The following is a 25,390-nucleotide window of genomic DNA, read 5'->3' as shown; positions in this document are numbered from 1 at the left end:
ATGAAGATATTGGTTACCGGGGGCGCAGGCTTCATCGGCTCTGCTGTGGTGCGGCTGGCGGTCGCGCGCGGGCATTATGTCGTCAATCTGGATGCGCTGACCTATGCCGCCTGTCTGGAGAATGTGGCCAGCGTGGCAGATAGCCCGCTTTATGCCTTTGCGCAGGCCGATATTCGTGACCGCGCAAGCCTGGACCGCGTGTTTGCCAGCCACCAGCCAGACGCGGTGATGCATCTGGCCGCAGAGAGCCATGTTGACCGTTCTATCGACGGGCCGGGCGATTTCATCTCGACCAATGTGACGGGCACTTATACGCTATTGGAAGCCGCGCGCAGCTATTGGCAGGACAGCGGCCGCCCAGAGAGTTTCCGCTTCCACCATATCAGCACGGATGAGGTGTTTGGCTCACTGGGGCCAGAGGGCCAGTTCACGGAAACCACCCCCTATGACCCGCGCTCGCCCTATTCGGCCAGCAAAGCGGCAAGCGATCATCTGGTGCAGGCATGGCACCACACTTATGGCCTGCCCGTGGTGATGACGAATTGCTCGAACAATTACGGCCCCTTCCATTTCCCCGAGAAGCTGATCCCTGTCATCATCCTGAATGCGCTGGCGGGCAAACCGCTGCCGATTTATGGCGACGGTTCCAATGTGCGCGACTGGCTGTATGTCGAAGACCACGCCGATGCCCTGCTGCTGGTGCTGGAAAAGGGCGCGCTGGGGCGCAGCTACAATATCGGCGGCGAGAATGAACGCTCGAACCTTGAACTGGTCCGCACGCTGTGTGCAATTCTTGATGAGAAGCAGCCAAAGGCAAGCGGCTCTTACGCCGATCAGATCACTTTCGTCACCGACCGCCCCGGCCATGACGCGCGCTATGCGATTGACCCCGCGCGCATCCGTCAGGAACTGGGCTGGCGGCCTTCGGTTACTGTGGAAGAAGGGCTGGCGCGCACGGTTGACTGGTATCTGGCCAATACAGATTGGTGGCGACCCTTGCAGGCGCGCCAAGGCGTGGGCCAGCGGCTGGGGGTAAAGGCATGATCCTTGTCTTCGGCCAAAGCGGGCAGGTTGCGACCGAATTGCAGCGCTTGCAGCCTGACGCGCTGTTTCTTGGCCGCGCGCAGGCCGATCTGTCTGACCCGGATGCCTGCGCTGCCGCCATTCGCGCGCATGCGCCCCGCGTTGTGATCAATGCCGCCGCCTATACGGCTGTGGACCGGGCAGAGGAGGAAGACGCCCTCGCCACCACCATCAATGGCGATGCGCCCGCGGCGATGGCGCGCGCCTGCGCCGCGCTTGGCATCCCGCTGGTCCATATCTCGACCGATTATGTGTTTGACGGGTCAGGCGAGGTGCCTTTTGCGCCCGACCACCCCACCGAACCGCTGGGGGCTTATGGCCGCTCGAAACTTAAAGGGGAACAGGGCGTGCGTGCAGCGGGGGGCACCTATGCGATCTTGCGCACATCCTGGGTATTTTCGGCACATGGCAATAATTTCGTCAAGACCATGCTGCGTCTGGGCGCGGAACGCGACAGCCTGACTGTTGTGGCCGACCAGATTGGCGGGCCGACGCCTGCGCGCGCCATTGGGCAAGCCTGCCTGACCATTGCGCAGCACTTACAGACCGCGCCAGAAGCTTCTGGCACCTATCACCTCAGCGGGGCACCTGACACAAGCTGGGCCGGGTTTGCCCGCGCGATCATGGCCGAGGCGGGCTTGCACTGCGAGATTGCGGATATTCCAACCTTGGCCTACCCAACCCCCGCGCGCCGCCCGTTGAATTCGCGGATGGACTGTTCCAGCCTGTCTGTTTTCGGCCTTGACCGCCCCAGTTGGCGCGAAGGGCTAGAGGATGTTTTAAGAGATTTGAAAGGCAATTCATGACACAGCGCAAAGGTATTATTCTGGCAGGCGGATCGGGCACGCGGCTTTACCCGATTACGATGGGCATCTCCAAGCAGCTTTTGCCGGTCTATGACAAACCCATGATCTATTACCCGCTATCTGCCATCATGCTGGCGGGTATCCGCGAGATTGCCATCATCACCACGCCAGAGGATCAGGCGCAGTTTCAACGGCTGATGGGCGATGGCAGCCAATGGGGGCTGGATTTTACATGGATCACGCAGCCCAGCCCCGATGGGCTGGCGCAGGCCTATCTGCTGGCAGAGGAGTTTCTTGCAGGCAGCCCGTCGTTGATGGTGCTGGGCGACAATATCTTCTTTGGCCATGGCCTGCCAGAGATGCTGGCGCGCGCAGATGCGCAAGGCATGGGCGGCACGGTATTTGGTTACCGCGTGGCCGACCCCGAACGCTACGGCGTTGTGGATTTTGACGATCAAGGGCGCGTGCGCGCGATCATCGAGAAACCATCCGTGCCCCCCTCGAATTACGCGGTGACGGGGTTGTATTGCCTTGATGGCACCGCCCCGCAAAAGGCTGCGACCATCTCGCCATCCCCGCGCGGAGAGTTGGAAATAACAACATTGCTGGAACTGTATCTGTCAGAGGGCGCTTTGCGGGTCGAGACAATGGGTCGCGGCTATGCGTGGCTCGACACTGGCACGCATGAAAGCCTGCTGGATGCAGGCAATTTCGTGCGCACATTGGAGCAGCGACAAGGGCTTCAGATCGGAAGCCCTGACGAGATTGCATTCTCTCAGGGCTGGATCGACGCAACCGGGTTGGATAAGCGGATAAGCCTGTTCGGGAAAAACGCCTATGGTGCGTTCCTCAAAGGGCTGGTGACCTGACGCGCGACATCTGACGCAGGCTATGTCTGGACCGATGCGCGGCGGCGTTCTGCCTTGACGCCGGGTCTATGCGCGCCAAGCCCTCGCCCCCGTAGTATTGCATATCATGTGCCGTGTGGCACATGCTTGCAATTCTATGCCCCAGCTTTGCAACTCTGCCCGCCCAAGCCTTCGGGCGGGGATGCGCGGATTGCAAAAGTGGCGGAGGGGCGCAGGACATAAAATGCGGCACAAGCCCAGGCCTTAGGGCAAATCTTCAGAACATGTTGCAAAGGGTTGCCTTTTCCAAGTGTGAAGACTACCTCGCAGCCCACCGGTCGCAGCCTACCCGGTCATCAAAACAAGGACTGACATATGAAAACGAATGTTATCTGCTCTGGCGGGTTGGACTCTGTTTCGCTCGCCCATATTCTGGCCAGACAGGGCGCGCTGGCGCGCCTTACCTCTTTCGATTATGGCCAGCGCCACCGCAAGGAACTGGACTATGCGCAAGCCTGCGCCACGCGGCTGTGCGTACCGCATCATGTGATCGACATGCGCGCTGTTGGCGCGGCGCTGACGGGGTCTGCATTGACAGATGATATTGCGGTGCCCGACGGGCATTATGCCGAAGACACCATGAAAATTACTGTGGTGCCCAATCGCAACGCGATCATGCTGAGCATTGCCTATGGTATTTCTGCGGCGCAGGGCGATGATGCTGTGGCGACAGCTGTGCATGGGGGCGACCATTTCATCTACCCCGATTGCCGCCCCCAATTCACCCAAGCCTTTGATGCCATGCAGCGCGCGGCGCTGGACGGATATGCACAGATTGCCTTGCATACCCCGTTTGTGCATCGCTCCAAGGCGGATATTGTGCGCGACGGCGCGCGCGTTGACACGCCCTTTGCGCAGACATGGTCCTGTTACAAAGGCGGCGCGCAGCATTGCGGGCGCTGCGGCACCTGCGTCGAGCGGCGCGAGGCGTTTGATCTGGCGGGCATCCCTGACCCCACGCCCTATGAAGACCCCACCTTCTGGAAACAGGCCATCGCCAGCAGAGAGGCAATCTGATGTTTCGCATCACCAAAGAGTTCCATTTCTCGGCTTCGCACCAGTTGTCCCACTTGCCTTCAGACCATCAATGCGCGCGGCTGCACGGGCATAACTATATCGTTGTGGTTGAACTGGCCGCCCACAGCCTGAACACCGACGGGTTTGTGCGCGATTATCACGAACTCAAGCCGTTGAAGTCTTACATCGACGATACATTCGATCATCACCATCTTGATGACATCCTCGACATTCCTTCGACGGCCGAAAACCTTGCACGGCATTTCTATGACTGGTGCAAGGCGCGCTGGCCGGAAACCGCAGCGGTGAAAGTCTCGGAAACGCCAAAAACATGGGCTGAATACCGGCCATGAGTTTGCGCATTTCCGAAATATTCGGCCCCACCATTCAAGGGGAAGGGGTGCTGATTGGCGCGCCTACGGTTTTCGTGCGCGCGGGCGGGTGTGATTACCGCTGTGTATGGTGCGACTCGATGCATGCTGTAGATACGGCCTATCGCCACCAGTGGCAGAAGATGAGCGCGCAAGCGGTCTGGGATGAGGTGCGCGCGCTTTCGGGTGGGCAGCCGCTGACTGTCTCTCTATCCGGGGGCAACCCTGCCATTCAGGATTTCGGGCCACTGATCGCGCTGGGCAAGTCGGATGGCTACCGCTTTGCCTGCGAAACCCAAGGATCGGTCGCGCGGCAGTGGTTTGCCGAACTTGACACGCTGGTTCTAAGCCCCAAGCCACCCTCCAGCGGCGAGGTGGTGGATTGGGCCGCGTTTGAAAGCTGCCTGACCATGGCACAGGCGCGCCCCGAAACTGTGCTGAAAATCGTGATCTTCGATGAAACCGATTATGCTTGGGCCAGAGAGGCGGCAGGCAGATACCCTGACTTGCCGCTGTATCTGCAACCCGGAAACCCCGATCTGGACCCGCAGCAATCGGTCGATCTGGCCGCCTGTACAGACCGGCTGTTGTGGCTGGTCGAAAAGGTCACAGCCGACAGGTGGTTTGCCGCGCGCGTGCTGCCGCAACTTCATGTGCTGCTCTGGGGCAATAAACGCGGAGTCTGACATCTATGGAAAAGGAAATCTTCATGACTGAAACCATCTATAGCGGGCTGAAGCAATTGGGCGGCGCAACGGATCTGCCGGCCAGTCCCGAAACCGCGATGTTGGAGCGGGTGCAGAACCCGCAGGCAGATATTGCCTATTGCGTGCGCTTTGTGGCGCCTGAATTCACCTCGCTTTGCCCTATGACGGGGCAGCCGGATTTCGCGCATCTGGTGATTGATTATGTGCCGGGGGAGTGGCTGGTCGAGAGCAAGTCGCTGAAACTCTACCTTGGTGCGTTCCGCAATCATGGCGCATTCCACGAGGATTGTACCATTTCCATTGCGCGGCGGCTGGTAGAGTTCCTAAGCCCGCAATGGCTTCGGATTGGGGGCTACTGGTATCCGCGTGGGGGGATTCCCATAGATGTCTTCTGGCAAACCGGCCCAATGCCCGATGGCGTTTGGATACCGGATCAGGGCGTGGCACCCTATCGGGGGCGCGGCTAGGGCGGTCATGGCGCCCCCCCCTCACAGTTGCGCGATTGCCTCTGGAAGTTTGGGGGGCACGCCCCAAAATATAGAAGATGACGCAGGACCGGAACATCCGCGTCTTCTTTGTTACTGTCCCTCGTTCCGCACCTGCGCCCGGCCTGATGGTCGGGCGTTTTTTCATCTTGCGCCTGCGTGCGATACAGGGTTTCTTGCACACTATGACCAGACCAGATGATGCGACCCTGAAAAAAATCTTGCAACGCACCAAAACAGTGGCGGTGGTGGGCGTGTCGCTAAACCCTGTGCGGCCAAGCTATTTCGTGGCGCGGTATATGAAGCTGAAAGGCTTTCGTGTGATCCCTGTCAATCCGGGCCATGCGGGGGCAGAGTTGCTGGGCGAAACCGTCCGCGCCACCCTGGCAGAGTGCCCGCCCGAGGTGGATATGGTCGATATCTTCCGCCGGTCAGAGCATGTACCGCCGATTGTCGAAGAGGCATTGGCGCATCTGCCCAACTTGCGCACGATCTGGATGCAGATTGGCGTGCAGAACCCGCAGGCCGCAGCACAGGCACAGGCGCGCGGGGTGGATGTGGTGCAGAACCTGTGCCCGAAAATGGAATATCAGCGCCTGTTCGGGGAATTGCGCATGGGGGGCATCAATACAGGCATTCTGTCGTCGCGCCTATGATGCGCGGCCAAGTTCCATGACCACCGCCCCAAGCGCGATCAGGCACATCAGCGCCAGTTTGCGTGGCCCCACACGTTCTTTCAGAATGAACCAGCCGATAAAGGCCGCAAACACGGTCGAGGTTTCGCGCAGCACTGCCGCCTCGCCCACTTTGCCGATAAGTGTGGCAATCATGACCGCGCCAAAGCTGACATAGGCAATCAGCGCACCCGCCAGCCCGCGCAGCAACAGCGGGACCGCGCGCGGGGGATGGGCCATTTTGCGATAACGCAGCGCCCCCAAAATCATGAAATCAATCGAGGAGAGCAGAAAAAACCACGCGACAAACCCCAGCGGGTCGCCCGACAGGCGGATCGCCCATGCGTCATAGGTGGTATAAACCGCCACCATCACGCCCCCCGCCAAGGCCCAGACCAGCCCCACTTTCAGCGCGCGCATGTCGATCTGTTCTTCCGACAGGTTGCGCAGCGCAAGCAGTAAAATGCCGCCCGACAGGCAGGCCACGCCCAGCCATTGCAGGGCGGTATATCTCTCGCCGAAGAACAGCATAGCCGCGATGACAGTGATCAATGGGCCAGTGCCGCGCACAACGGGGTAGACCACCGTAAACGCCGCCTTTTCATAGGCCAGCGCCATGGCCATTTTATAGATGAAATGAATGACCACCACTCCCGCAAGAACCGGCCACATATGCGGGTCAGGCAGGCCAAAGACAAATAGCGCAAGCGGCGCAGACACCACGACAAGCGACAGGTCTATAGACCCGCGCGACAACCACGGATCATGCCCGCCTTTCTGAAGCGCGCCAAAGACCGCATGCGCAACCGCCGCAGTCAGCGCAAGAAGCGTTGCCAGACGCGCACCTTCCGCCGTGCCGACAAGAGAGAGCAGCCACTCGTTCATTCAGCGCACCCGCGAAGATAGTTAACATGTGCGGCATATACCCCTGCGCAAGGCGGGGCAAGGTCGCTTAGGGCTGGCGCGCGGCCTTCTCGGCCACACCAGAGGTGCCTTCGCGGCGGGCAAGTTCAGCCTCGATTTCAGCCAACGTCACCCCGCGCGCGGCGCACATGACCAGCAGGTGATACAGCACATCTGCCGCCTCGGATGTCAGACGCGCCTTGTCACCCTTGACCGCCTCGATCACGGCTTCAATCGCCTCTTCGCCGAATTTCTCGGCGCATTTCTCGGGGCCTTTGGCCAGCAGTTTCGCAGTCCAGCTGCTTTCCGGGTCCGCGCCCTGTCGCGCCGCGATGGTGGCGGCCAGCCGCTCCAGCGCGCTCATGCCAGCCTCACAGGTATGCCAGCGGTGGCCATATGGGCTTTCGCCTCGCCAATCGTGTATTCCCCGAAATGGAAGATCGACGCGGCCAGCACGGCAGAGGCGCCTGCAACCGTCACGCCCTCGACCAAGTGATCCAGCGTGCCCACCCCGCCCGACGCGATAACCGGAATCGACACGGCATCGACAATGGCGCGGGTCAGCGGCAGGTTGAAGCCTGCGCGCGTGCCGTCGCGGTCCATGCTTGTCAGCAGAATTTCCCCCGCACCCTTGGCCGCCACAATGCGCGCGAATTCCACCGCATCAATGCCCGTGGGCTTTCGCCCGCCATGGGTGAAAATCTCCCATTTGCCGGGGCTGACGGTTTTGGCGTCAATCGCCACAACAATGCACTGGCTGCCGAAACGGTCCGCCGCGCGGGCCACCACATCGGGGTCGGCCACAGCGGCAGAATTGAACGACACCTTATCCGCCCCCGCCAGAAGCAGCGCGCGCACATCCTCGACCGTGCGCACCCCGCCGCCAACTGTCAGCGGCATGAAACAGTTTTCTGCCGTGCGCGTGACCAGATCGAACATGGTGCCACGGTTTTCATGGGTCGCGTGGATATCAAGAAAGCACAGTTCATCCGCCCCCGCCGCGTCATAGGCTTTCGCAGCCTCGACCGGATCGCCGGCATCGCGCAGGTCAACGAAATTCACGCCCTTGACCACGCGGCCATCGGCGACATCAAGGCAGGGGATGATGCGTGTTTTCAACATGGCGTTGTCATAGCCTGCGGGCGCGGCCACGAAAAGGGGGATTTGATGCGGATCAAGGACATGGGCACGAAACTGGCGCAAGATTGTTGAATACCAAAAAGGAATGCCAATCATGACCGACATCGCCGCACGCACTGCCCAGATCAAGGACCGCCGACTGGAGTTGATGGCCCGCATGAGTTCCGTCGATCAGGAACTTGGTGCACATGGCAGCCCCGATTGGGAAGACAACGCGGTTGAGCATGAAGAGGATGAAACGCTGGAAGCCTTGGGCCTTGCGGCGCAAAAAGAAATCCTGATGCTGGACGCGGCGCTAAAGCGTATTGAGGCGGGCGAATACGGGTTCTGTGTGACATGTGGCAACGATATCAGCGAACAGCGGCTGGACCTGTTGCCCGCCACCCCCTTCTGCCGGAACTGCGCGCAATAACTTGCGCGGGCCTGTGTCTGGCCGTATACGCGCGCCATGTTGGATCACGCACAAAACCGCCCAGACTTGTCGCCCGAAATCGCGCGGCGCCGCACCTTCGCCATCATCTCGCATCCTGATGCGGGCAAGACGACGCTGACTGAAAAATTCCTGCTGTTTGGCGGTGCGATCCAGATGGCGGGGCAGGTGCGCGCCAAGGGCGAGGCGCGGCGCACGCGCTCGGATTTCATGCAAATGGAAAAGGATCGGGGCATTTCTGTCTCGGCCTCGGCCATGTCGTTTGATTTCGGGAAATACCGCTTCAATCTGGTCGATACGCCGGGCCACTCGGATTTCTCGGAAGATACATATCGCACGCTGACGGCTGTGGATGCGGCCGTGATGGTGATTGACGGGGCCAAAGGCGTCGAATCCCAGACCCGCAAATTGTTCGAGGTGTGCCGCTTGCGCGACCTGCCGATCCTGACATTTTGTAACAAGATGGACAGAGAGAGCCGCGAAACCTTCGACATCATTGACGAAATCCAGCAAAACCTTGCCATTGACGTGACGCCAGCAAGCTGGCCCATCGGGCGCGGGGCTGAATTTCTGGGCTGCTATGACCTGCTGCGCAACCGGCTGGAACTGATGGACCGCGCCGACCGCAACAAGGTGGGCGCAACCATCGTGCTGGAAGGTCTGGACGACCCCGCGATGGAGGCGCATATCCCCGCCGACCTGCTGGCGCAGCTGCGCGAAGAGGTCGAGATGGCGCGCGAATTGCTGCCGCCCTTGAACCCGAAATCGGTGCTTGAAGGGCATCTGACACCCATCTGGTTCGGCTCTGCGATCAATTCTTTCGGGGTGAAGGAATTGATGGACGGTATCGCCGCCTATGCGCCCGAACCCCAGATACAAAAAGCCGAAAGCCGCCAGATTGCGCCCGAAGAAGACAAGGTGACGGGTTTTGTCTTCAAGGTGCAGGCCAATATGGACCCCAAGCACCGCGACCGCGTGGCCTTTGTGCGCCTTGCCTCTGGCCATTTTGAACGCGGAATGAAGCTGACGCATGTGCGGTCCAAAAAGCAGATGACCGTGGCAAGCCCTGTGCTGTTTCTGGCCGCTGACCGTGAATTGGCGGAAGAGGCGTGGGCAGGCGACATTATCGGCATTCCCAACCACGGCCAGTTGCGCATTGGCGACGCCCTGACCGAGGGCGAGGCGCTGCGTTTCACCGGCATCCCGTCCTTCGCGCCCGAATTGCTGCAAGCCTGCCGCGCGGGCGACCCGATGAAAGCCAAGCATCTGGACAAGGCGCTGACCCAATTCGCCGAAGAAGGCGCGGCCAAAGTGTTCAAGCCGGTTTTCGGGTCAGGCTTTATCGTGGGGGTGGTGGGGCAGTTGCAATACGAGGTGTTGGCCAGCCGGATCGAGTTGGAATATGGCCTGCCAGTGCGGTTCGAGCCTACTCAATTCACCTCGGCGCGTTGGGTGGCGGGTGAAAAGCTGGCGGTCGAGAAATTCACTGCCGCCAACAAACAGCATATGGCCACTGATACCGATGGCGACCCGGTTTTCATGACCCGCCTGCAATGGGATATCGACCGCGTGGGCCGCGATTACCCCGACATCCGCCTGACCGCGATCAAGGAAATGCACGGCACCTGACCGGGGCTATAGTGCGCCCAGAATGGCGCGGGCCTGTGCGCTGTCTGCATCCATCTGGGTGATCAGCCCCTCTAGACTGTCAAAGCGCATCTCGTCGCGCAGATGCGCGATGAGGGCGACTGACAGGTGTTGCCCGTACAGATCACCCTTGAAGTCGAACAGATGGCTTTCAAGATTGGGCAGGTTTTCCCCGAACATCGGCCGCACCCCGATCGAGGCGACCCCGTGGAACTGCCCTTGTTCCGGCACATCGACCAGCACGGCATAGACGCCAAAGCGCGGCGGGTGCAGGCCGGTGATGGACATATTCGCAGTGGGATACCCCAATTCGCGCCCGCGCTTTTCGCCGTGCAGTACCTCGCCATCTATGCGGTGCCAATGGCCCAGCATGTCGGCGGCGTCGCGTGTGCGCCCTTCGGTGATGGCCTGCCGGATCGCGGTAGAGGAGAACACCTGATCCCCTTCGGCCAGCAGGGGGGCTATCGTGACCTCAAACCCCAATTCCCGGCCAAGGCGTTCCAGATCGCTGGCTTTGCCCTGCCGCCCCTTGCCAAAACAGAAATCCGCGCCCACCACGACATGGCCCACACCAAGCCCCTGCGCCAGAACCTCGCGGGCGAATTCCTCGGCGGTGAAGCTGGACATTTCGCGCCCGAAGGGCAGCTCGTACAGGCGTTCTACCCCGATCCGCGCCAGCCGGTTGGCGCGTGTCTCGGAACTCATCAGGCGGAATGGGGGGGCGTCGGGGGCGAAGAATTCGCGCGGGTGCGGCTCGAAACAGATAATCCCCAAGGGTGCATCGGGGCGGCGCGCCAGATCGATCACGCGTTGGTGGCCGCGATGCACACCATCGAAATTGCCCATCGCAACCGAGGCACCCTTGTCAGCGGGCTGTGGGTCGCGCCAATGGTGAAATCTCTGCATCTGCCCCCTGCGGGGCATCGCGCCCGCCCTTAGTCGAATTTGCGGCTTGGTGCCAATACTGTGGCTTCGCCCTTCAGGACAGTCATATCCCCTACCATGCAGCGACATTCAAGTGTGACGCGCCGTTTCGCATAGTCAATGGTCAGCACTTTGACTTCGGCCAGCACCACATCGCCGGGGCGGACTGGGGCCATGAATTTCAGCGTCTGGCCCATATAGATCGTACCATGGCCGGGCAGCTGTTCGCCGATCACCGCCGAGATAAGACCCGCAGTCAGCATGCCATGCGCGATGCGGCCTTCAAAAATGGTGTCTTGGGCATAGTCATCGTCCAGATGCACCGGGTTCCGGTCGGTCGAGACTTCGGCAAACAGTTCAATGTCGCGGTTGGTGATTTCCTTGCGCAGGTAGCGCATCATCCCGATTTCGAGATCCTCGATGCAAATGGTGCCACGGGGAAGGTTGTCATTCATACCGTTGTCCAACATTGCTTGTACCCTTCTGAAACGCGAATCCTGATCGGTGTTGCGGTGCAGCAATAGCCGATCATGGCCTTTTGCGCAACTGCCTTGCGTAATAATCATACCAAAGTGGCAAAAATGCGGTAATTTTGTTGCGCGGCGTGGTGTCGCAGGGGCGGATGAAAAACGCCCCGACCATGGGACGGGGCGTGTTCAGGCAGAAGCGGTCAGGCTTAGCGCAGGCGGCCTATGGCGAATGTCGGCCGCATGTCTTGTGCGCCAATCCAGCCGTCCAGCAAGGCCGCATCGGGGTTTTCGACATCTGTGCCGAATTCACTGGCAGCAAGCCCGCCGGTGATGAACAGGGTGTCGAACCCTTCGACCATGCCACCCTTGATGTCGGTGCCGATCCCGTCACCAATGGCAATCGTGCGGTCTTCGGAAAACTTCAGCCCTGTTTGCGTCGCAACCCGCCGCGCCAGATCATAGATGGGCGGGTGGGGTTTGCCGAAATAGAAGCTCTCGCCGCCCATCTGGTCATACAGCTGCGCCAAGGCACCAGCGCAATAGATGCGCGTGTCGCCATAATCGACGATAAGATCAGGATTGGCGCAAAGCAGTTTCAACCCCCTCACCTTGGCCGACAGAAAGCGCCCGCGATAATCTTCCGGCGTCTCTTCCATTTCGTTGAAAGGGCCGGTGCAGACAATGCCCTCGGCCTCGTCAAAGGGCACACGCTCGATCGGGGGGTGGTCCTTGGCCCAGTCGGGCAGCTTGGTGAAGAAGCCATCATCCTTTTCCGGCCCCAGATGCCAGACGCGCCGCCCGACAGCACCTGTCAGCATGCCCGCCTGCGCCGCATCGCCAGAGGTGGCGATGCCATCATAGGCGTCTTTTGCAAGGCCCATCGCATCCAGCTGCTTTTGCACCCCGATTGTCGGGCGGGGCGAGTTGGTGACCAGCACCACGCAGCCCCCCGCCTTGCGAAACGCCTGAAGCGCCGCTTCGGCGGCGGGATACACCCGCTGGCCATTATGCACGCAGCCCCACAGATCAACCAAGGCCAGATTATAGTTGGCCGAAATCTCGGCAAAGTCTGAGAGGATGCGTGTCACTGTGTCAGCACCGGAATGATCTGCTTTTTGCGGCTCATGACGCCGGGCAGCACAATGGAATCGCCCGCAACCGTGACGTTGAAGGATTTTTCAGCAACAGTGCGCACCAGATCATTTGGCACCAGCAACGTGGCTTCTTCGTTCAGAATGTCGATAACAAACAGCATCACCTCATCCGCGCCATCTTCGGCGGCGACAGCGGGCATGGCAGCCACAAGCGCATCCTTGCGCGATAAAATTTGATCGGGCGCAGTGGTTTCCAGAACCGAGATGCGGAACGTCTTGTCGCCAACCTTGTATTTCTTGGCGTCCATCTTCAGCAATTCCGCATCGGAAAAGGCCGACACATCGGATTTCGCGGCAAACATCTGTGTGGCCAGATCGCCAATATCAACGCCCAGTTCCTCGGCCAGCGCATGCGCCACCGCACGGTCGGTCTGTGTGGTGGTCGGAGAGCGGAATTCAAGCGTGTCCGACAGGATGCAAGACAGCATCATGCCCTTCACCCCGCGCGGGGCCTGCGCCATGTGCTTGCCGATCAACTCATACATCAGCGTGGCGGTGCAGGCGAGGGGGCGAATGGTAATATCAATCGGGCCTTTGGTTTCCAGCCCGCCCACAAGTTTGTGGTGGTCGATGATTCCCTGAATATCGGCATCATTGATATTCTTTGGCAACTCGTCCGGGTTGTTGGTGTCCACAATCACAACAGGTGTGCCCGCGCCCAGATCTTGCAGGATTTCCGGTTGCTCAAAGCCCCAATGTTCCAGCGCGAACTTGGCTTCGGTATTGGGCTGGCCCAGCAACACGGCCTCGGCGGGGGTGTTTTTGATCTGGGTCAGATACCACGCCCAGATCAGGGGCGAGCCGGTCGAGTCGGTATCGGGAGAGTAATGGCCGAAAACTTTGATCATCGCTGCAATTCCGTGTGTTGTGATGGCATATGCCAAAGGCATGTTTCGCGCTGCTTATAGCTTTGGTTGCGGCGCTTGTCACGCTGTGCAAGGCCCAAAGCCGCATCCCGACGATGCAAGTATTTTTTGAAAGATAATGCTGTTGACAGGCAAGGCGCGCATCCCTATCTCTGCGTCGTTAGCACTCGACCAGTGCGAGTGATAACAGAATTTTAACCTGGAACCAAAGGAGCGTTCTCAGATGGCATTTAAACCGTTGCATGACCGTGTTCTCGTCCGTCGTGTCGAAGGCGACGAAAAAACCAAAGGCGGTCTGATCATTCCGGAAAGCGCCAAGGAAAAGCCCGCTGAAGGCGAAATCATCGCCACAGGCGAAGGCGCGCGCAAGGATTCGGGCGAACTGATCGATATGGCTGTAAAAGCTGGTGATCGCGTTCTGTTCGGCAAATGGTCGGGCACAGAAGTGACGATTGACGGCGAAGAGCTGCTGATCATGAAAGAAAGCGACATCCTGGGCATTATGGCCTGATTTCGCTGAATTCAATTCAAACACAGACAACCAGGAGGCACCCAAATGGCTGCTAAGGACGTCAAATTTAGTACAAATGCCCGCGACCGTATGCTGCGCGGCGTCAACATCCTTGCGGATGCTGTAAAAGTTACTCTCGGCCCCAAAGGCCGCAATGTCGTGATCGACAAATCCTTCGGCGCACCGCGCATCACGAAGGACGGTGTGACTGTTGCCAAGGAAATCGAACTGGAAGACAAGTTCGAGAACATGGGCGCGCAGATGGTCAAAGAAGTGGCCTCGCGCACCAATGACGAAGCAGGCGACGGCACCACGACCGCAACTGTTCTGGCACAAGCGATTGTGCGCGAAGGCCTGAAATCGGTTGCCGCTGGCATGAATCCGATGGACCTGAAGCGCGGCATCGATCTGGCAACCACCAAAGTTGTCGAAGCGATCAAAGCTGCAGCACGCCCTGTCAATGACAGCGCAGAAGTTGCCCAAGTCGGCACCATCTCGGCCAATGGCGAAGCTGAAATCGGTCGCCAGATTGCGGACGCGATGCAGAAAGTCGGCAACGAAGGCGTGATCACTGTTGAAGAGAACAAGGGTCTGGACACAGAAACCGATGTTGTCGAAGGCATGCAGTTCGACCGCGGCTACCTGTCCCCCTATTTCGTGACCAACCCCGACAAAATGGTTGCAGAACTGGATGACGCGATCATCCTGATCCACGAGAAGAAACTCTCGTCGCTTCAGCCCATGGTTCCCCTGCTGGAGCAGGTGATCCAGAGCCAGAAGCCTCTGCTGATCATCGCAGAAGATGTCGAAGGCGAAGCGCTGGCAACTCTGGTTGTCAACAAGCTGCGCGGCGGCCTGAAAATTGCTGCTGTAAAGGCACCTGGCTTTGGCGATCGTCGCAAGGCGATGCTGCAGGATATCGCAGTTCTGACAGGCGGTCAGGTCATCAGCGAAGACCTGGGCATGAAGCTGGAAAGCGTGACCATGGACATGCTGGGCCGCGCCAAGAAAGTCACGATCACCAAAGACAACACCACTGTTGTTGATGGCGCAGGCGAGAAAGCCGAGATCGAGGCACGCGTGTCGCAGATCCGTCAGCAGATCGAAGAAACCACATCCGACTACGACCGCGAAAAGCTGCAAGAGCGTCTGGCCAAGCTGGCCGGTGGCGTTGCTGTCATCCGCGTGGGCGGCATGTCCGAAATCGAAGTCAAAGAGCGTAAGGACCGTGTCGATGACGCGCTGAACGCAACTCGGGCTGCGGTTCAGGAAGGTATCGTCGTGGGCGGCGGTGTTGCGCTGATCCAGGGTGCGAAAGCCCTTGACGGCCTGAAAGGCGAAAACAGCGATCAGGATGTTGGCATCAACATCATCCGCCGCGCGATCGAAGCGCCGCTGCGCCAGATTGCCGACAATGCTGGCTTTGACGGTTCGGTTGTTGCAGGCAAGATCCGTGAAACCGACGACAAAACCTTCGGGTTCAATGCGCAGACTGGTGAATATGGCGACATGTTCAAATTCGGCGTCATCGACCCTGCCAAAGTTGTGCGCACTGCACTGCAAGACGCCGCATCGGTTGCTGGTCTGCTGATCACAACCGAAGCGATGATCGCCGACAAGCCAGAGCCGAAAGGCCAAAGCGGCGGCGGCATGCCCGATATGGGTGGCATGGGCGGCATGGGCGGCATGATGTAAGCTGCTGCCACAGCACCACTATTGACGAAGGGCCGGGCGTTTTCCCGGCCCTTTTTTGGTCCAGCGAAGCACACCGGCATGAAAAAAGCGCCCCTCGGGGCGCTTTTCGGGGTCATGGCCGGGAGGCGGTCAATGCACGCTGACCGGCTCCATGTCATTCTGGCGGGCCATTACAAAGGCCATTGTGCGGTCGGTCACCAGTGCCAGCCGCTCGCCTTCCTCGTGGTGGATGGCATACAGGTCGGTCACGCCGGGCAACTGGTCACGGATCTCTTCGGGCAGATCGCTTGCCTTGATCGGGCGGACATAGGCAATCGGGCGACCCGTTGTGTTGATGGGAAATTCGCTATTCATCTGCTTACCTCTCAGCCTCGGGTTATGGGCACTGTCTGAACAGTGTCTTCGGGTTCCTTGCGCATCAGGTCGATATGCAAAAGCCCGTCTTCCAGACGCGCCTGCGCCACATCGACACCATCGGCCAGTGCAAAGGCGCGTTGGAACTGGCGCGCCGCAATGCCACGATGCAGGAACACGCGTGTATCCTTGTCGGGGTCTTGCTGTTTTCCGTGAATCAGCAACTGGCGTTTCTCGACTGTGATCGACAAATCCTCTTCGCGGAAACCGGCCAGCGCCAGTGTGATGCGAAATTTGTTCGGTTCCGTCACTTCGATATTGAATGGCGGGTAGCCATCCGTTCCCGCCCGCGCCGTGCGTTCAACCAGCCGCTCCAGCCTGTCGAACCCCAGCAGCAGCGGGTGCGACGGGAAATTCAGTTTTGTCATCAGCTTCAGCCCTTTCTCGTAAGCGACATTGCTGCGGGCCCCGCATGCGGCGACCCTATGTACTTAGAATATGGTGCCCTTTCTGCGCACCACAAGAGGCAAGCTGTCGCGCCGCCCCGATCAAAGGCTTTTGCCGCAGGGTTTTTCCGGCTATCGTCGCGCAACAAGAAACAGGAACAGAATCGCGCCCATGAATTCTCCGCAGGAACTGAGCCATGAAGACATGTTGCGTGTCAAACTTGAAGTGTTGCGCCAGAAGCACCGCGATCTTGATGAAGCGATTGCCGCCCTTCAGGAACAGGGGCCGGGGGCGCAACTGACGATCCAGCGCCTGAAGAAAGAAAAGCTGAGGCTGAAAGACCATATTGCGCGGATTGAAGATGAATTGACCCCCGATATCATCGCCTGATGCGATTGCGCCTGTGCCGCGCCTTGGTATAGTCGCGCAAAACCAGCCAAGAGGGGCCATATGTCCGATATTCGGGTAGGAATCATCATGGGCAGCCAGTCTGACTGGCCAACACTGCGCGAAGCCGCGCAACTGCTTGATGAGTTGAAAGTCAGCTACGAGACGCGCATCGTTTCCGCCCATCGCACACCGGACAGGCTGTGGGACTATGGGCGCAGTGCTGTCGAGCGCGGTTTGCAGGTGATCATCGCAGGCGCAGGCGGTGCGGCGCATTTGCCCGGCATGATGGCGTCAAAAACCCGCGTGCCGGTGATCGGCGTGCCAGTGCAGACCAAAGCCTTGTCAGGTGTGGACAGCTTGTATTCCATCTTGCAGATGCCGCGCGGCTATCCGGTGGCAACAATGGCCATCGGGGCGGCGGGTGCTGCCAATGCAGGGCTGATGGCGGCAGGCATTCTGGCGTTGCAGGACGCAGGATTGGCCCAGCGTCTGGACCAGTGGCGCGCCGATCTGACAGCCTCTATCCCCGAGGTGCCCTGCGATGACTGAGGCATTGGCACAAGGCGGCGTCATCGGCATCTTGGGCGGTGGGCAATTGGGGCGCATGCTGTCGGTCGCGGCGTCGCGTTTGGGCTATCGCTGCCACATCTATGACCCAAGCCCCCAACCGCCCGCGGGCCATGTTGCCCAGCATGTCACAACCGCCCCGTGGGAGGATGTGCAGGCGCTGGCGCAATTTGCAGCACAGGTCGATGTTATTACCTTCGAGTTCGAGAATATCCCCACTGCAACCCTTGATCTGCTGGAACCCTTGCGCCCCATCCGCCCCGGACGCCGCGCGCTGTCTGTGTCGCAGGACCGGCTGACCGAGAAAGAGTTTCTGCGCAGCCTTGGGCTGGAGACGGCACCTTTTGCGCCTGTCGATGGCCCCGAGGATCTGGCGCGCGCGGTGGACCAGCTTGGCATGCCTGCCATTCTGAAAACCCGCCGCATGGGCTATGACGGAAAAGGGCAGGCGCGGATCGACACTGCGGCCGATATCCAGCCCGCATGGGATGCGATGCAGGGCGCATCTGCGATCCTTGAGGGGTTTGTCAGCTTTTCGCAAGAAATCTCGGTCATTGCCGCGCGTGGGGTGACGGGCGAGGTTGCAGCCTTTGATCCGGGCGAAAATGTGCATGAAGCGGGCATCTTGCGCGAAACCCGCGTGCCTGCGCGCCTGAACGGGCGCCAGCGCAGCGACGCGGTTCTGCTGGCGGCCAAGATACTGAATGCGCTGGACTATGTCGGTGTTCTGGGGGTCGAGTTGTTTGTCACGCCGGACGCGCTGATCGTCAATGAAATCGCCCCGCGCGTCCATAATTCCGGCCATTGGACGCAGAACGGGTGCAGCATCGACCAGTTTGAACAGCATATCCGCGCGGTTGCGGGCCTGCCCTTGGGCGATGGCGGGCGGCATGCGGATGTGGTGATGGAAAACCTGATCGGCGATGATCTGGACCGCGTGCCCGAATTGCTGCGCACGCGCGATGTGGCTGTCCATTTATACGGCAAGCCAGAGGTGCGCGCAGGGCGCAAGATGGGGCATGTGAACCGGATTATCCGCTAACGCCCTTTCGCGTGGTAAAGGCCCCCAAGCCTTTATCGGGTTTCTTCACACAAGATGCCGTCATGCGTGACAAAGGTCAGTTTTCGGGAGTTTTCAGCCGTTCGCGCGGAGTCGAGGCGCGTAGCGCCGCCGCGCATCGCCGGGCCGTACCCCGGCACGGCGATTTGGCTTGGCACTGCGCAAAGCCTTAATCTTCCGCGGATTTGGCCAGCATAAAGTGCTGTAGAAGAGGGCGCGGATCGCCGCACCACGGCCCGACGCTGCGCGGCTTCAGTTTGCTATCCATCTTTCGCCAATCCCGTCAAAGCCGTCATTGCCAATCTATTGTCAGCTGGCGAAGACTAGATGTCAAAGCGCACCCCTTGCGCCAGTGGCAGTTCTGCCGAATAGTTCACTGTGCAGGTCTGGCGGCGCATATAGCCTTTCCATGCGTCAGACCCGCTTTCGCGCCCGCCGCCGGTTTCCTTCTCGCCTCCGAAGGCCCCGCCAATTTCAGCGCCCGACGGGCCGATATTGACATTGGCAATCCCGCAATCAGACCCCGCTGCCGACAAAAAGGTTTCCGCCTCGCGCAGGTTAAGGGTGAAAATGCACGACGACAGGCCCTGCGGCACATCATTTTGCATCGCAATCGCCTCTTCCAAAGTGTCATAGCCCATCACATACAAGATCGGCGCAAAGGTTTCTTCGCGCACGCAGTCTGTCTGGGCGGCCATCTCCACCAGCGCGGGCGTGACATAGGCCCCGCCCTGTGGCACGCGATCTGTTACAGACACGCCGCCATGCACAGTGCCGCCATCGGCGCGGGCGCGGTCCAGTTGTTCCAGCATCCGCGCGCGGGCACCATTATCGACAAGCGGGCCAACCAGCGTGCCGGGCGCGCGCGGGTCGCCCACGGGCAGTGTGGCATAGGCGGCTTTCAGCTGCTCCACCAGCGCGGCGCGGATCGAGTTATGCACGATCAGCCGGCGCAGCGAAGTGCAGCGCTGCCCCGCCGTGCCAACCGCGCTGAACACAATCGCGCGCACTGCCATATCCAGATCGGCCGTGGGGGCCACGATCATGGCGTTATTGCCGCCCAGTTCCAGAATGGGCCGCCCGAACCGCGCCATGACCTTTGGCCCGACCAGTCGGCCCATGCGCGTGGACCCTGTGGCCGACACGATCGGCACGTCACGGCTCTCGACCAGTGCCGCGCCGATTTCCGACCCGCCGATGACAAGCTGGCTTAACCCTTCGGGGGCATCGCCGAATCGCGCCAGCGCGCGTTCAAGGCATTTATGGGCGGCCATTGCCGTCAGGGGCGATTTCTCGGACGGCTTCCAGATGATCGGATTGCCGCAGACCAGCGCCAGTGCGGCATTCCACGACCACACGGCCACCGGAAAGTTGAAGGCCGAGATAATCGCCACCGGCCCCATAGGGTGCCATGTTTCCGCCATGCGGTGCCCCGGACGTTCCGAGGCGATGGTCAACCCGTAAAGCTGGCGTGACAGGCCCACGGCAAAGTCGCAGATATCAATCATTTCCTGCACTTCGCCCAGCCCCTCAGAGGTGATCTTGCCAGCATCCAGCGTGACCAAATCGCCCAATGCCGCCTTGGCTGTGCGCAATTCCTCGCCAAACAGGCGCACCAATTCACCCCTGCGCGGCGCTGGCACACTGCGCCATTGGCGGAAAGCGGATTGCGCGCGGGCGATGATGGCAGGCATGTCGTCCAGCGCGGTTTCATGCAGTTGCGCCACTTCGGCCCCGTCTATGGGCGAATATACTGCCAGCGTGCCGCCTGACAGCGCGGCTTTGGTCAGGCCTGCAGCGGCAAGGGGGGCGTCATGGGTCATATTTTCAGCTCCTTCCAAGGGGGTGGGGCGGGCTGGCACCTATGTCGTGGCACTTGCGGGGCGCGCGCCCCCGGCCTTGCTCAGCCGCGCACCACATAGACAGATTGCTTGGCATGGCGCACCACCCGCGCGGCATTCGGCCCCAGCAGGTAGTCTTTCGCCTCTGGCCGGTGGGCGGCCAGAATGATCAGGTCCACATCCAGCTTGTCTGCCGCGCGCAAGATCTCGTCATAGATATTGCCATGCAGGATATGGGGATGCACCTCCACCGCGCCGGGGACATTTTGCTTGACCCAGTTGCGCAACGCCTCGCCAAACTGGTGCAGGGCGGTTTGTTCAAACCCCGCCTTGAAAAACGTGCCAACCATCGACATGCCGAAATCCGGCAACACGCTGACGACGTGCAATTCACCCCCCTTGATCAACATATCCTGCGCTTCGGCCAATGGTTTGATCCAAGAGGCGGGTGAGTTCAGGTCTATGGGCAACAAGATTTTCTTCGCCATTATCCCCTCCGGATGTGGTGATGTGTTCTCGATGCACGCGCAGGGCCAAACCTGCTTTCACAGATACTTGGGTGATTGGACATGACCCGCACCGCAGAAGCAACCCCAAATTGAGAAAGACCTATGTTTCACAAGGAAAGCTGGTGACGCGCGGGGGCACATCCTGACCTGCGCCCTGCCAGATGGTGCGGGGCGCAGGGGCAACGCAGGCGCGCGTGCAACAGGGCGCGCCTTGGCATTATCCTGTCCGGCGGGGTTTCAATTGCGAGATTTTCCAGGGTTCCTGTATGGATGGCGCACCGAAATAATATCCTTGCAGACAGTCGACCCCCATTTTGACCAATGTTTGCGCATCCTCTGCCGTTTCGACAGATTCGGCGACTGTGAACATGTCGAAATGGCGCGCGATCGAGACAAGCGCCTGCACCAGTATCTGATTGTCGGCTTCATGGGTGATGTCCCGAATGAAGGCCCCGTCAATCTTGACGATATCGAAGTAGAAATCCTTGAGGTAGCGAAACGCGGTATAGCCTGCGCCAAAATCATCCAGCGCAAAGCAGATGCCCCTTTCCTGCATATCCTGCATGAACACGGTCACCATGTCGGGCATCACCATGGCAGAGGATTCCGTAATCTCCAGAATCAGGCGTTCGCCAATTTGGGGCATATGGCGCAAGCCCCGTTCCAGCGTGGCCAGCCATTCCGGATACCCGATAGAGCGTGCGGACATATTGACGGATATCCGGACCGAGGGTTCGCTTGCCAATGTGGCCAGACCCATTTCCAGCGCAAGGCAATCAATTCGCCGCCCGATTTCGTTGGTTTCGACAGCATCCATGAAATCCGCAGCCGGAATCACCCGCCCTGTATGGTCGATGATCCGGATCAACCCCTCATAAAAGGCCGCGCGTTTGGGCATGCGGGCCTGCACGACAGGTTGAAAGGCCAGCACCGCGCGCCGGTCTTCCAGCGCGGCGCGCACCATTTTCAGTGTATCCCTGCGCTGCTCCTCTGCCGCGCAGGACAGGGGCGAGCCATAGATGGCATCGACTGGGGGTTCGGTGACAAGGCGCGTTGGCATACGTATTCTCCCGCGTTTTGCCTATCTTGGCAGTTATGGTTTAATCAGCCGTTAATTCGCAGCCCTTCCTTAAAATGCCATCTATTATCCTCTCGCGCGCGGCGTGCTGTCGCGCTGATTGCCTTCGTGTCGGGGCGGGCGTATATCCGTGCCGGAATTGCGTTTGGACGGGATGCTTGGTCATGGATAAAAAATCGGCAAATACAATGTGGGGCGGGCGCTTCAGCGCGGGGCCAGACGCGATCATGGAGGCGATCAATGCCTCGATCGGGTTCGACAAGCGCCTTGCGCCGCAAGATATCGCAGGCTCGCGCGCCCATGCCGCGATGCTGGCCGCAACCGGAATTATCCAGCCCGAGGATGCAACCGCCATTGACGCAGGCTTGGTGCAGGTCTTGCAAGAGATCGAGGCAGGCAGTTTCACCTTCTCGACCGCGCTGGAAGACATCCATATGAATGTCGAGGCGCGCTTGAGCGAGATTATCGGCGCGCCTGCGGGCCGCCTGCACACCGCCCGGTCGCGCAATGACCAAGTGGCGCTGGATTTCCGCATGTGGGTGCGCGACCAATGCGATGCCGCGATTGCGGGTCTGGATGCGCTGATCAACGCCTTTCTGGCGCAGGCCGAAGCAGGTGCAGACTGGATCATGCCGGGCTTCACCCATTTGCAAACCGCGCAACCTGTCACTTGGGGCCATCATATGCTGGCCTATGTCGAAATGTTCGCCCGCGACAAAGGCCGCTTTCAAGATGCGCGCCGCCGCATGAATGAATGCCCGCTGGGCGCGGCAGCCCTTGCGGGCACGTCTTTTCCCATCGACCGCCACATGACGGCGCAGGCGCTGGGGTTTGACCGGCCCACCGCCAACTCGCTCGACACTGTTTCGGATCGTGACTTTGCGCTGGAATTTCTGGGCGCAGCCTCGATCTGTGCGATGCATCTGTCGCGCTTTGCCGAAGAACTGGTCATCTGGTCCTCGGCGCAATTCCGGTTCGTGCGTATGTCCGACAGGTTCTCGACCGGCTCCAGCATCATGCCGCAAAAACGCAACCCCGATGCCGCCGAATTGCTGCGCGCGAAACTGGGGCGTATCTTGGGCGCGACAGTGGCACTGTTCACCGTCATGAAGGGGCTGCCGCTGACCTATTCCAAGGACATGCAGGAAGACAAGGAACAGGTGTTTGACGCGGCAGATAACCTGATCCTTGGCCTTGCCGCAATGGAAGGCATGGTGCGCGATCTGACGGCCAACCGCGCGGCGCTGGAAGCAGCGGCATCGTCCGGCTTCTCCACCGCCACCGATCTGGCCGACTGGCTGGTGCGCGCGCTGAACCTGCCTTTCCGAGAGGCGCATCATGTCACAGGCGCACTTGTCAAACTGGCCGAGGATAAGGGCTGCGACCTCGCCGATCTCAGCTTAGACGAGATGCAGAAAATACATGGCGAAATCACGCAGGCGGTCTATTCTGTATTGGGTGTGCAGAACTCGGTCGCCAGCCGGACAAGCTATGGCGGCACTGCACCTGACAATGTGCGCGCCCAGATCGCGCGGTGGAAAGAGGGGTCTTGATGAAATACGCGCTGCTTGCTGTTGCTTTCGCCCTATCCGCCTGCGGCGCGGAAGCGCCCCCAACCCATGCAGGCCCAGGGGCCAGCCTGAGCGGAGAAGTCACCTTGGGCGTGAGTAAAACACTATGACCCCGCTGCGCCTGACCTACCTTGCCCTTGCCATCTGGGGCACGATTCATCCTATGTATTGGTTCATCACATGGTTCATACAGAATGAATGGTCGCTGATGGCCATGGTGGATGCGTGGCACGCCAATGCCTCGACCACGGGTCTGGTCTGGGATCTGACCATCGCGGCAGTCACGTTGACGATCTTCGTGCTGGTGGAAACATGGCAGCGCCGCCGCTTCATCGGGCTTCTGGCCATTCCGGCCACGTTTTGCATCGGCGTCTCTTGCGGGTTGCCGCTCTATCTGTTCCTGCGCTCAAGCCCCAAGTGACGGGTTCATTTTCTTGCTCCAAATACTCCCGCCGGAGGCTCCCGCCCTCTCATCCTGCCCCATCGCCTGACTGAAAGCGCCTTTGATGGACCATTTCCAGTATCAAAATGGCATCCTGCATGCCGAAGATGTGCCCTTGACCGAGATTGCCGCCGCTGTCGGCACCCCGTTTTATTGCTACTCTACCGCCACGCTCACCCGGCATTTCCGCCTGTTTCAAGAGGCGCTCTCGGGTATGGACCATCTTGTGTGTTTCGCCATCAAGTCGCTGTCCAATCAGGCGATCTTGCGCACTTTGGGCAATTTGGGCGCAGGCATGGATGTTGTCTCGGGGGGCGAGTATCGGCGCGCGCTGGCCGCAGGCGTGCCGGGCGACAGGATCGTGTTTTCCGGTGTCGGCAAAACCCGAAGCGAGATGGCCTTTGCCCTGACCCACGGCATCCGCCAGTTCAATGTGGAATCCGCCGAGGAATTGCGCGTGCTGTCCGAAGTGGCCACCAGCCTTGGCGCTGTGGCGCCGATCACTTTGCGCGTGAACCCCGATGTGGACGCCAAGACCCACGAGAAAATTGCCACAGGGCGCAAGGAAGACAAATTCGGCGTCCCAATTGCGCAGGCGCGCGACATCTACAGGCTTGCCGCATCCCTGCCGGGCATCGAGGTGGTGGGCGTTGATGTGCATATCGGCAGCCAGTTGACCGATCTTGCCCCGTTCGAGGCGGCGTTTACCAAGATTGCCGATCTGACGCGCGACTTGCGCGCCGATGGTCACACCATCCGGCGGCTGGATCTGGGGGGCGGCTTGGGCATTCCCTACACCCGCTCGAATGAAACGCCGCCTTTGCCGATGGACTATGGCGCGATGATCCGGCGCGTTCTGGGGGATCTGGATGTCGAGATCGAGATTGAACCGGGGCGTCTGATCTCGGGCAATGCGGGTATTCTGGTGGCCTCGGTCCTCTACCTGAAACAGGGCGAGGGGCGGGATTTCCTGATCCTTGACGGGGCGATGAATGACCTGATCCGCCCTGCGATGTACGGGGCGCATCATGACATTGTGCCAGTGGTAGAAGCTGCGGCAGCTGTCGAACAGCACCCTGTAGATATTGTCGGCCCTGTCTGCGAATCGGGGGACACTTTTGCCAAGGGGCGCGATATGCCGCCCTTGTTGGCGGGTGATCTGGTGGCGTTCCGGTCTGCGGGGGCCTACGGCGCGGTTATGGCGTCAGAGTATAACACGCGTCCGCTGATCCCCGAAGTTCTGGTGAAAGATGATCAATATGCTGTCATCCGCCCGCGTCCAAGCTTTGACGAGATCATTAATCGAGATACGTTACCTGCATGGTTGTAACCCGATAAAG

At 60.0% G+C, this 25,390-nt stretch carries 30 protein-coding genes; 18 read left to right on the top strand and 12 right to left on the bottom strand.

The window, feature by feature from the left end:
* The 8 genes from rfbB to BG455_RS16130 all read left to right on the top strand — a co-directional run bounded on the left by rfbB (position 1) and on the right by BG455_RS16130 (position 6,033).
* Positions 1–1,044: a dTDP-glucose 4,6-dehydratase gene (gene rfbB / locus BG455_RS16165; protein ID WP_071471043.1), complete on the top strand. Its 1,044-nt coding sequence runs from the start codon at positions 1–3 to the stop codon at positions 1,042–1,044.
* Positions 1,041–1,889: a dTDP-4-dehydrorhamnose reductase gene (gene rfbD, locus BG455_RS16160; protein ID WP_071471042.1), complete on the top strand. Its 849-nt coding sequence runs from the start codon at positions 1,041–1,043 to the stop codon at positions 1,887–1,889. The genes rfbB and rfbD overlap by 4 nt, the downstream gene beginning before the upstream one ends.
* The gene (gene rfbA, locus BG455_RS16155; RefSeq protein ID WP_071471041.1) at positions 1,886–2,758 is read left to right on the top strand and encodes a glucose-1-phosphate thymidylyltransferase RfbA; all 873 of its coding nucleotides are present in this window, start codon (positions 1,886–1,888) and stop codon (positions 2,756–2,758) included. The genes rfbD and rfbA overlap by 4 nt, the downstream gene beginning before the upstream one ends.
* Before the next feature lie 354 nt (positions 2,759–3,112).
* A complete protein-coding gene (gene queC / locus BG455_RS16150) occupies positions 3,113–3,814 on the top strand; it encodes a 7-cyano-7-deazaguanine synthase QueC (protein WP_071471040.1) in 702 nt (233 codons plus the stop codon).
* On the top strand, positions 3,814–4,167 hold the full coding sequence (queD, locus tag BG455_RS16145) for a 6-carboxytetrahydropterin synthase QueD (protein WP_071471039.1): 354 nt from the start codon (positions 3,814–3,816) through the stop codon (positions 4,165–4,167). Before queC ends, queD begins: the two co-directional genes overlap by 1 nt.
* Positions 4,164–4,871: a 7-carboxy-7-deazaguanine synthase QueE gene (gene queE / locus BG455_RS16140; RefSeq protein WP_071471038.1), complete on the top strand. Its 708-nt coding sequence runs from the start codon at positions 4,164–4,166 to the stop codon at positions 4,869–4,871. The genes queD and queE overlap by 4 nt, the downstream gene beginning before the upstream one ends.
* Positions 4,872–4,894: 23 nt before the next feature.
* Entirely contained in the window at positions 4,895–5,359 is a 465-nt protein-coding gene (queF, locus tag BG455_RS16135; protein WP_071471109.1) for a preQ(1) synthase, read from the top strand.
* A 203-nt stretch (positions 5,360–5,562) separates the two neighbouring features.
* The gene (locus BG455_RS16130) at positions 5,563–6,033 is read left to right on the top strand and encodes a CoA-binding protein (protein WP_071471108.1); all 471 of its coding nucleotides are present in this window, start codon (positions 5,563–5,565) and stop codon (positions 6,031–6,033) included.
* On the opposite strand, the gene BG455_RS16125 is transcribed toward BG455_RS16130, so the two are convergent.
* The 3 genes from BG455_RS16125 to hisF form a co-directional block, all read right to left on the bottom strand.
* Complete coding sequence (locus tag BG455_RS16125; protein WP_071471037.1) at positions 6,028–6,936, bottom strand: SMR family transporter; 909 nt, start codon at positions 6,934–6,936, stop codon at positions 6,028–6,030. The genes BG455_RS16130 and BG455_RS16125 overlap by 6 nt on opposite strands.
* 67 nt (positions 6,937–7,003) lie before the next feature.
* A complete protein-coding gene (locus BG455_RS16120) occupies positions 7,004–7,318 on the bottom strand; it encodes a phosphoribosyl-ATP diphosphatase (RefSeq protein WP_071471036.1) in 315 nt (104 codons plus the stop codon).
* Positions 7,315–8,076, bottom strand: coding sequence for an imidazole glycerol phosphate synthase subunit HisF (gene hisF, locus BG455_RS16115; protein WP_071471107.1), 762 nt, complete (start codon positions 8,074–8,076; stop codon positions 7,315–7,317). The genes BG455_RS16120 and hisF overlap by 4 nt, the downstream gene beginning before the upstream one ends.
* A 112-nt stretch (positions 8,077–8,188) precedes the next feature.
* Here hisF and BG455_RS16110 point away from each other — a divergent pair, with 112 nt between their 5' ends.
* A complete protein-coding gene (locus BG455_RS16110; RefSeq protein WP_071471035.1) occupies positions 8,189–8,506 on the top strand; it encodes a TraR/DksA family transcriptional regulator in 318 nt (105 codons plus the stop codon).
* 36 nt (positions 8,507–8,542) lie between these two features.
* Positions 8,543–10,153, top strand: coding sequence for a peptide chain release factor 3 (locus BG455_RS16105; protein ID WP_071471034.1), 1,611 nt, complete (start codon positions 8,543–8,545; stop codon positions 10,151–10,153).
* A 6-nt stretch (positions 10,154–10,159) separates the two neighbouring features.
* On the opposite strand, the gene BG455_RS16100 is transcribed toward BG455_RS16105, so the two are convergent.
* From BG455_RS16100 to BG455_RS16085, 4 genes are all read right to left on the bottom strand, one after another.
* A complete protein-coding gene (locus BG455_RS16100) occupies positions 10,160–11,077 on the bottom strand; it encodes a bifunctional riboflavin kinase/FAD synthetase (RefSeq protein ID WP_071471033.1) in 918 nt (305 codons plus the stop codon).
* A gap of 29 nt (positions 11,078–11,106) precedes the next feature.
* Positions 11,107–11,550, bottom strand: a complete 444-nt coding sequence (locus BG455_RS16095; protein WP_071471106.1) for a MaoC family dehydratase — start codon at positions 11,548–11,550, stop codon at positions 11,107–11,109.
* A 221-nt stretch (positions 11,551–11,771) separates the two neighbouring features.
* The gene (locus BG455_RS16090; RefSeq protein WP_071471032.1) at positions 11,772–12,653 is read right to left on the bottom strand and encodes a TIGR01459 family HAD-type hydrolase; all 882 of its coding nucleotides are present in this window, start codon (positions 12,651–12,653) and stop codon (positions 11,772–11,774) included.
* The gene (locus BG455_RS16085) at positions 12,650–13,567 is read right to left on the bottom strand and encodes a manganese-dependent inorganic pyrophosphatase (RefSeq protein WP_071471105.1); all 918 of its coding nucleotides are present in this window, start codon (positions 13,565–13,567) and stop codon (positions 12,650–12,652) included. The genes BG455_RS16090 and BG455_RS16085 overlap by 4 nt, the downstream gene beginning before the upstream one ends.
* A 241-nt stretch (positions 13,568–13,808) precedes the next feature.
* Between BG455_RS16085 and BG455_RS16080 the strand changes: the two genes are divergently transcribed.
* Together BG455_RS16080 and groL are read left to right on the top strand one after the other, a co-directional pair.
* Positions 13,809–14,096, top strand: a complete 288-nt coding sequence (locus tag BG455_RS16080; protein ID WP_071471031.1) for a co-chaperone GroES — start codon at positions 13,809–13,811, stop codon at positions 14,094–14,096.
* A 45-nt stretch (positions 14,097–14,141) separates the two neighbouring features.
* Positions 14,142–15,791: a chaperonin GroEL gene (gene groL / locus BG455_RS16075; protein ID WP_071471030.1), complete on the top strand. Its 1,650-nt coding sequence runs from the start codon at positions 14,142–14,144 to the stop codon at positions 15,789–15,791.
* A 129-nt stretch (positions 15,792–15,920) separates the two neighbouring features.
* Here the strand turns inward: groL and BG455_RS16070 are convergent, their stop codons facing one another.
* Together BG455_RS16070 and BG455_RS16065 are read right to left on the bottom strand one after the other, a co-directional pair.
* The gene (locus BG455_RS16070; RefSeq protein WP_071471029.1) at positions 15,921–16,145 is read right to left on the bottom strand and encodes a DUF1150 family protein; all 225 of its coding nucleotides are present in this window, start codon (positions 16,143–16,145) and stop codon (positions 15,921–15,923) included.
* 11 nt (positions 16,146–16,156) lie between these two features.
* Positions 16,157–16,573, bottom strand: coding sequence for an Hsp20 family protein (locus BG455_RS16065; protein ID WP_071471028.1), 417 nt, complete (start codon positions 16,571–16,573; stop codon positions 16,157–16,159).
* Between the two features lie 190 nt (positions 16,574–16,763).
* Between BG455_RS16065 and BG455_RS16060 the strand changes: the two genes are divergently transcribed.
* Genes BG455_RS16060 through BG455_RS16050 form a run of 3 tightly spaced genes read left to right on the top strand, consistent with a single transcriptional unit; the run spans position 16,764 to position 18,591 of the window.
* Complete coding sequence (locus BG455_RS16060; RefSeq protein WP_071471104.1) at positions 16,764–16,982, top strand: YdcH family protein; 219 nt, start codon at positions 16,764–16,766, stop codon at positions 16,980–16,982.
* Between the two features lie 60 nt (positions 16,983–17,042).
* Positions 17,043–17,531, top strand: coding sequence for a 5-(carboxyamino)imidazole ribonucleotide mutase (gene purE / locus BG455_RS16055; RefSeq protein ID WP_071471027.1), 489 nt, complete (start codon positions 17,043–17,045; stop codon positions 17,529–17,531).
* Positions 17,524–18,591 (top strand): 5-(carboxyamino)imidazole ribonucleotide synthase, encoded by a 1,068-nt coding sequence (locus BG455_RS16050; RefSeq protein WP_071471026.1) that lies wholly within the window; start codon positions 17,524–17,526, stop codon positions 18,589–18,591. The genes purE and BG455_RS16050 overlap by 8 nt, the downstream gene beginning before the upstream one ends.
* 341 nt (positions 18,592–18,932) lie before the next feature.
* Here BG455_RS16050 and amaB read toward each other — a convergent pair whose 3' ends face one another.
* From amaB to BG455_RS16035, 3 genes are all read right to left on the bottom strand, one after another.
* Positions 18,933–20,432, bottom strand: coding sequence for an L-piperidine-6-carboxylate dehydrogenase (amaB, locus tag BG455_RS16045; protein WP_071471025.1), 1,500 nt, complete (start codon positions 20,430–20,432; stop codon positions 18,933–18,935).
* A gap of 80 nt (positions 20,433–20,512) precedes the next feature.
* The gene (locus BG455_RS16040) at positions 20,513–20,938 is read right to left on the bottom strand and encodes a universal stress protein (RefSeq protein ID WP_071471024.1); all 426 of its coding nucleotides are present in this window, start codon (positions 20,936–20,938) and stop codon (positions 20,513–20,515) included.
* A 238-nt stretch (positions 20,939–21,176) separates the two neighbouring features.
* Positions 21,177–22,019, bottom strand: a complete 843-nt coding sequence (locus BG455_RS16035) for an EAL domain-containing protein (RefSeq protein ID WP_071471023.1) — start codon at positions 22,017–22,019, stop codon at positions 21,177–21,179.
* A gap of 182 nt (positions 22,020–22,201) precedes the next feature.
* On the opposite strand from BG455_RS16035, the gene argH reads away from it, so the two are divergent.
* From argH to lysA, 3 genes are all read left to right on the top strand, one after another.
* Complete coding sequence (argH, locus tag BG455_RS16030; RefSeq protein ID WP_071471022.1) at positions 22,202–23,590, top strand: argininosuccinate lyase; 1,389 nt, start codon at positions 22,202–22,204, stop codon at positions 23,588–23,590.
* A gap of 124 nt (positions 23,591–23,714) precedes the next feature.
* Entirely contained in the window at positions 23,715–24,029 is a 315-nt protein-coding gene (locus BG455_RS16025) for a DUF2834 domain-containing protein (RefSeq protein ID WP_071471021.1), read from the top strand.
* 85 nt (positions 24,030–24,114) lie between these two features.
* Complete coding sequence (lysA, locus tag BG455_RS16020) at positions 24,115–25,380, top strand: diaminopimelate decarboxylase (protein ID WP_071471020.1); 1,266 nt, start codon at positions 24,115–24,117, stop codon at positions 25,378–25,380.
* Positions 25,381–25,390 lie beyond the last annotated feature (10 nt).

Origin of the sequence: Roseinatronobacter thiooxidans, from assembly GCF_001870675.1 — a bacterium.
In the GTDB taxonomy this organism is placed as follows: domain Bacteria; phylum Pseudomonadota; class Alphaproteobacteria; order Rhodobacterales; family Rhodobacteraceae; genus Roseinatronobacter; species Roseinatronobacter thiooxidans.
The sequence above is the reverse complement of the archived record's forward strand: the minus strand, read 5'-3'. Positions and strand labels throughout refer to the sequence as shown.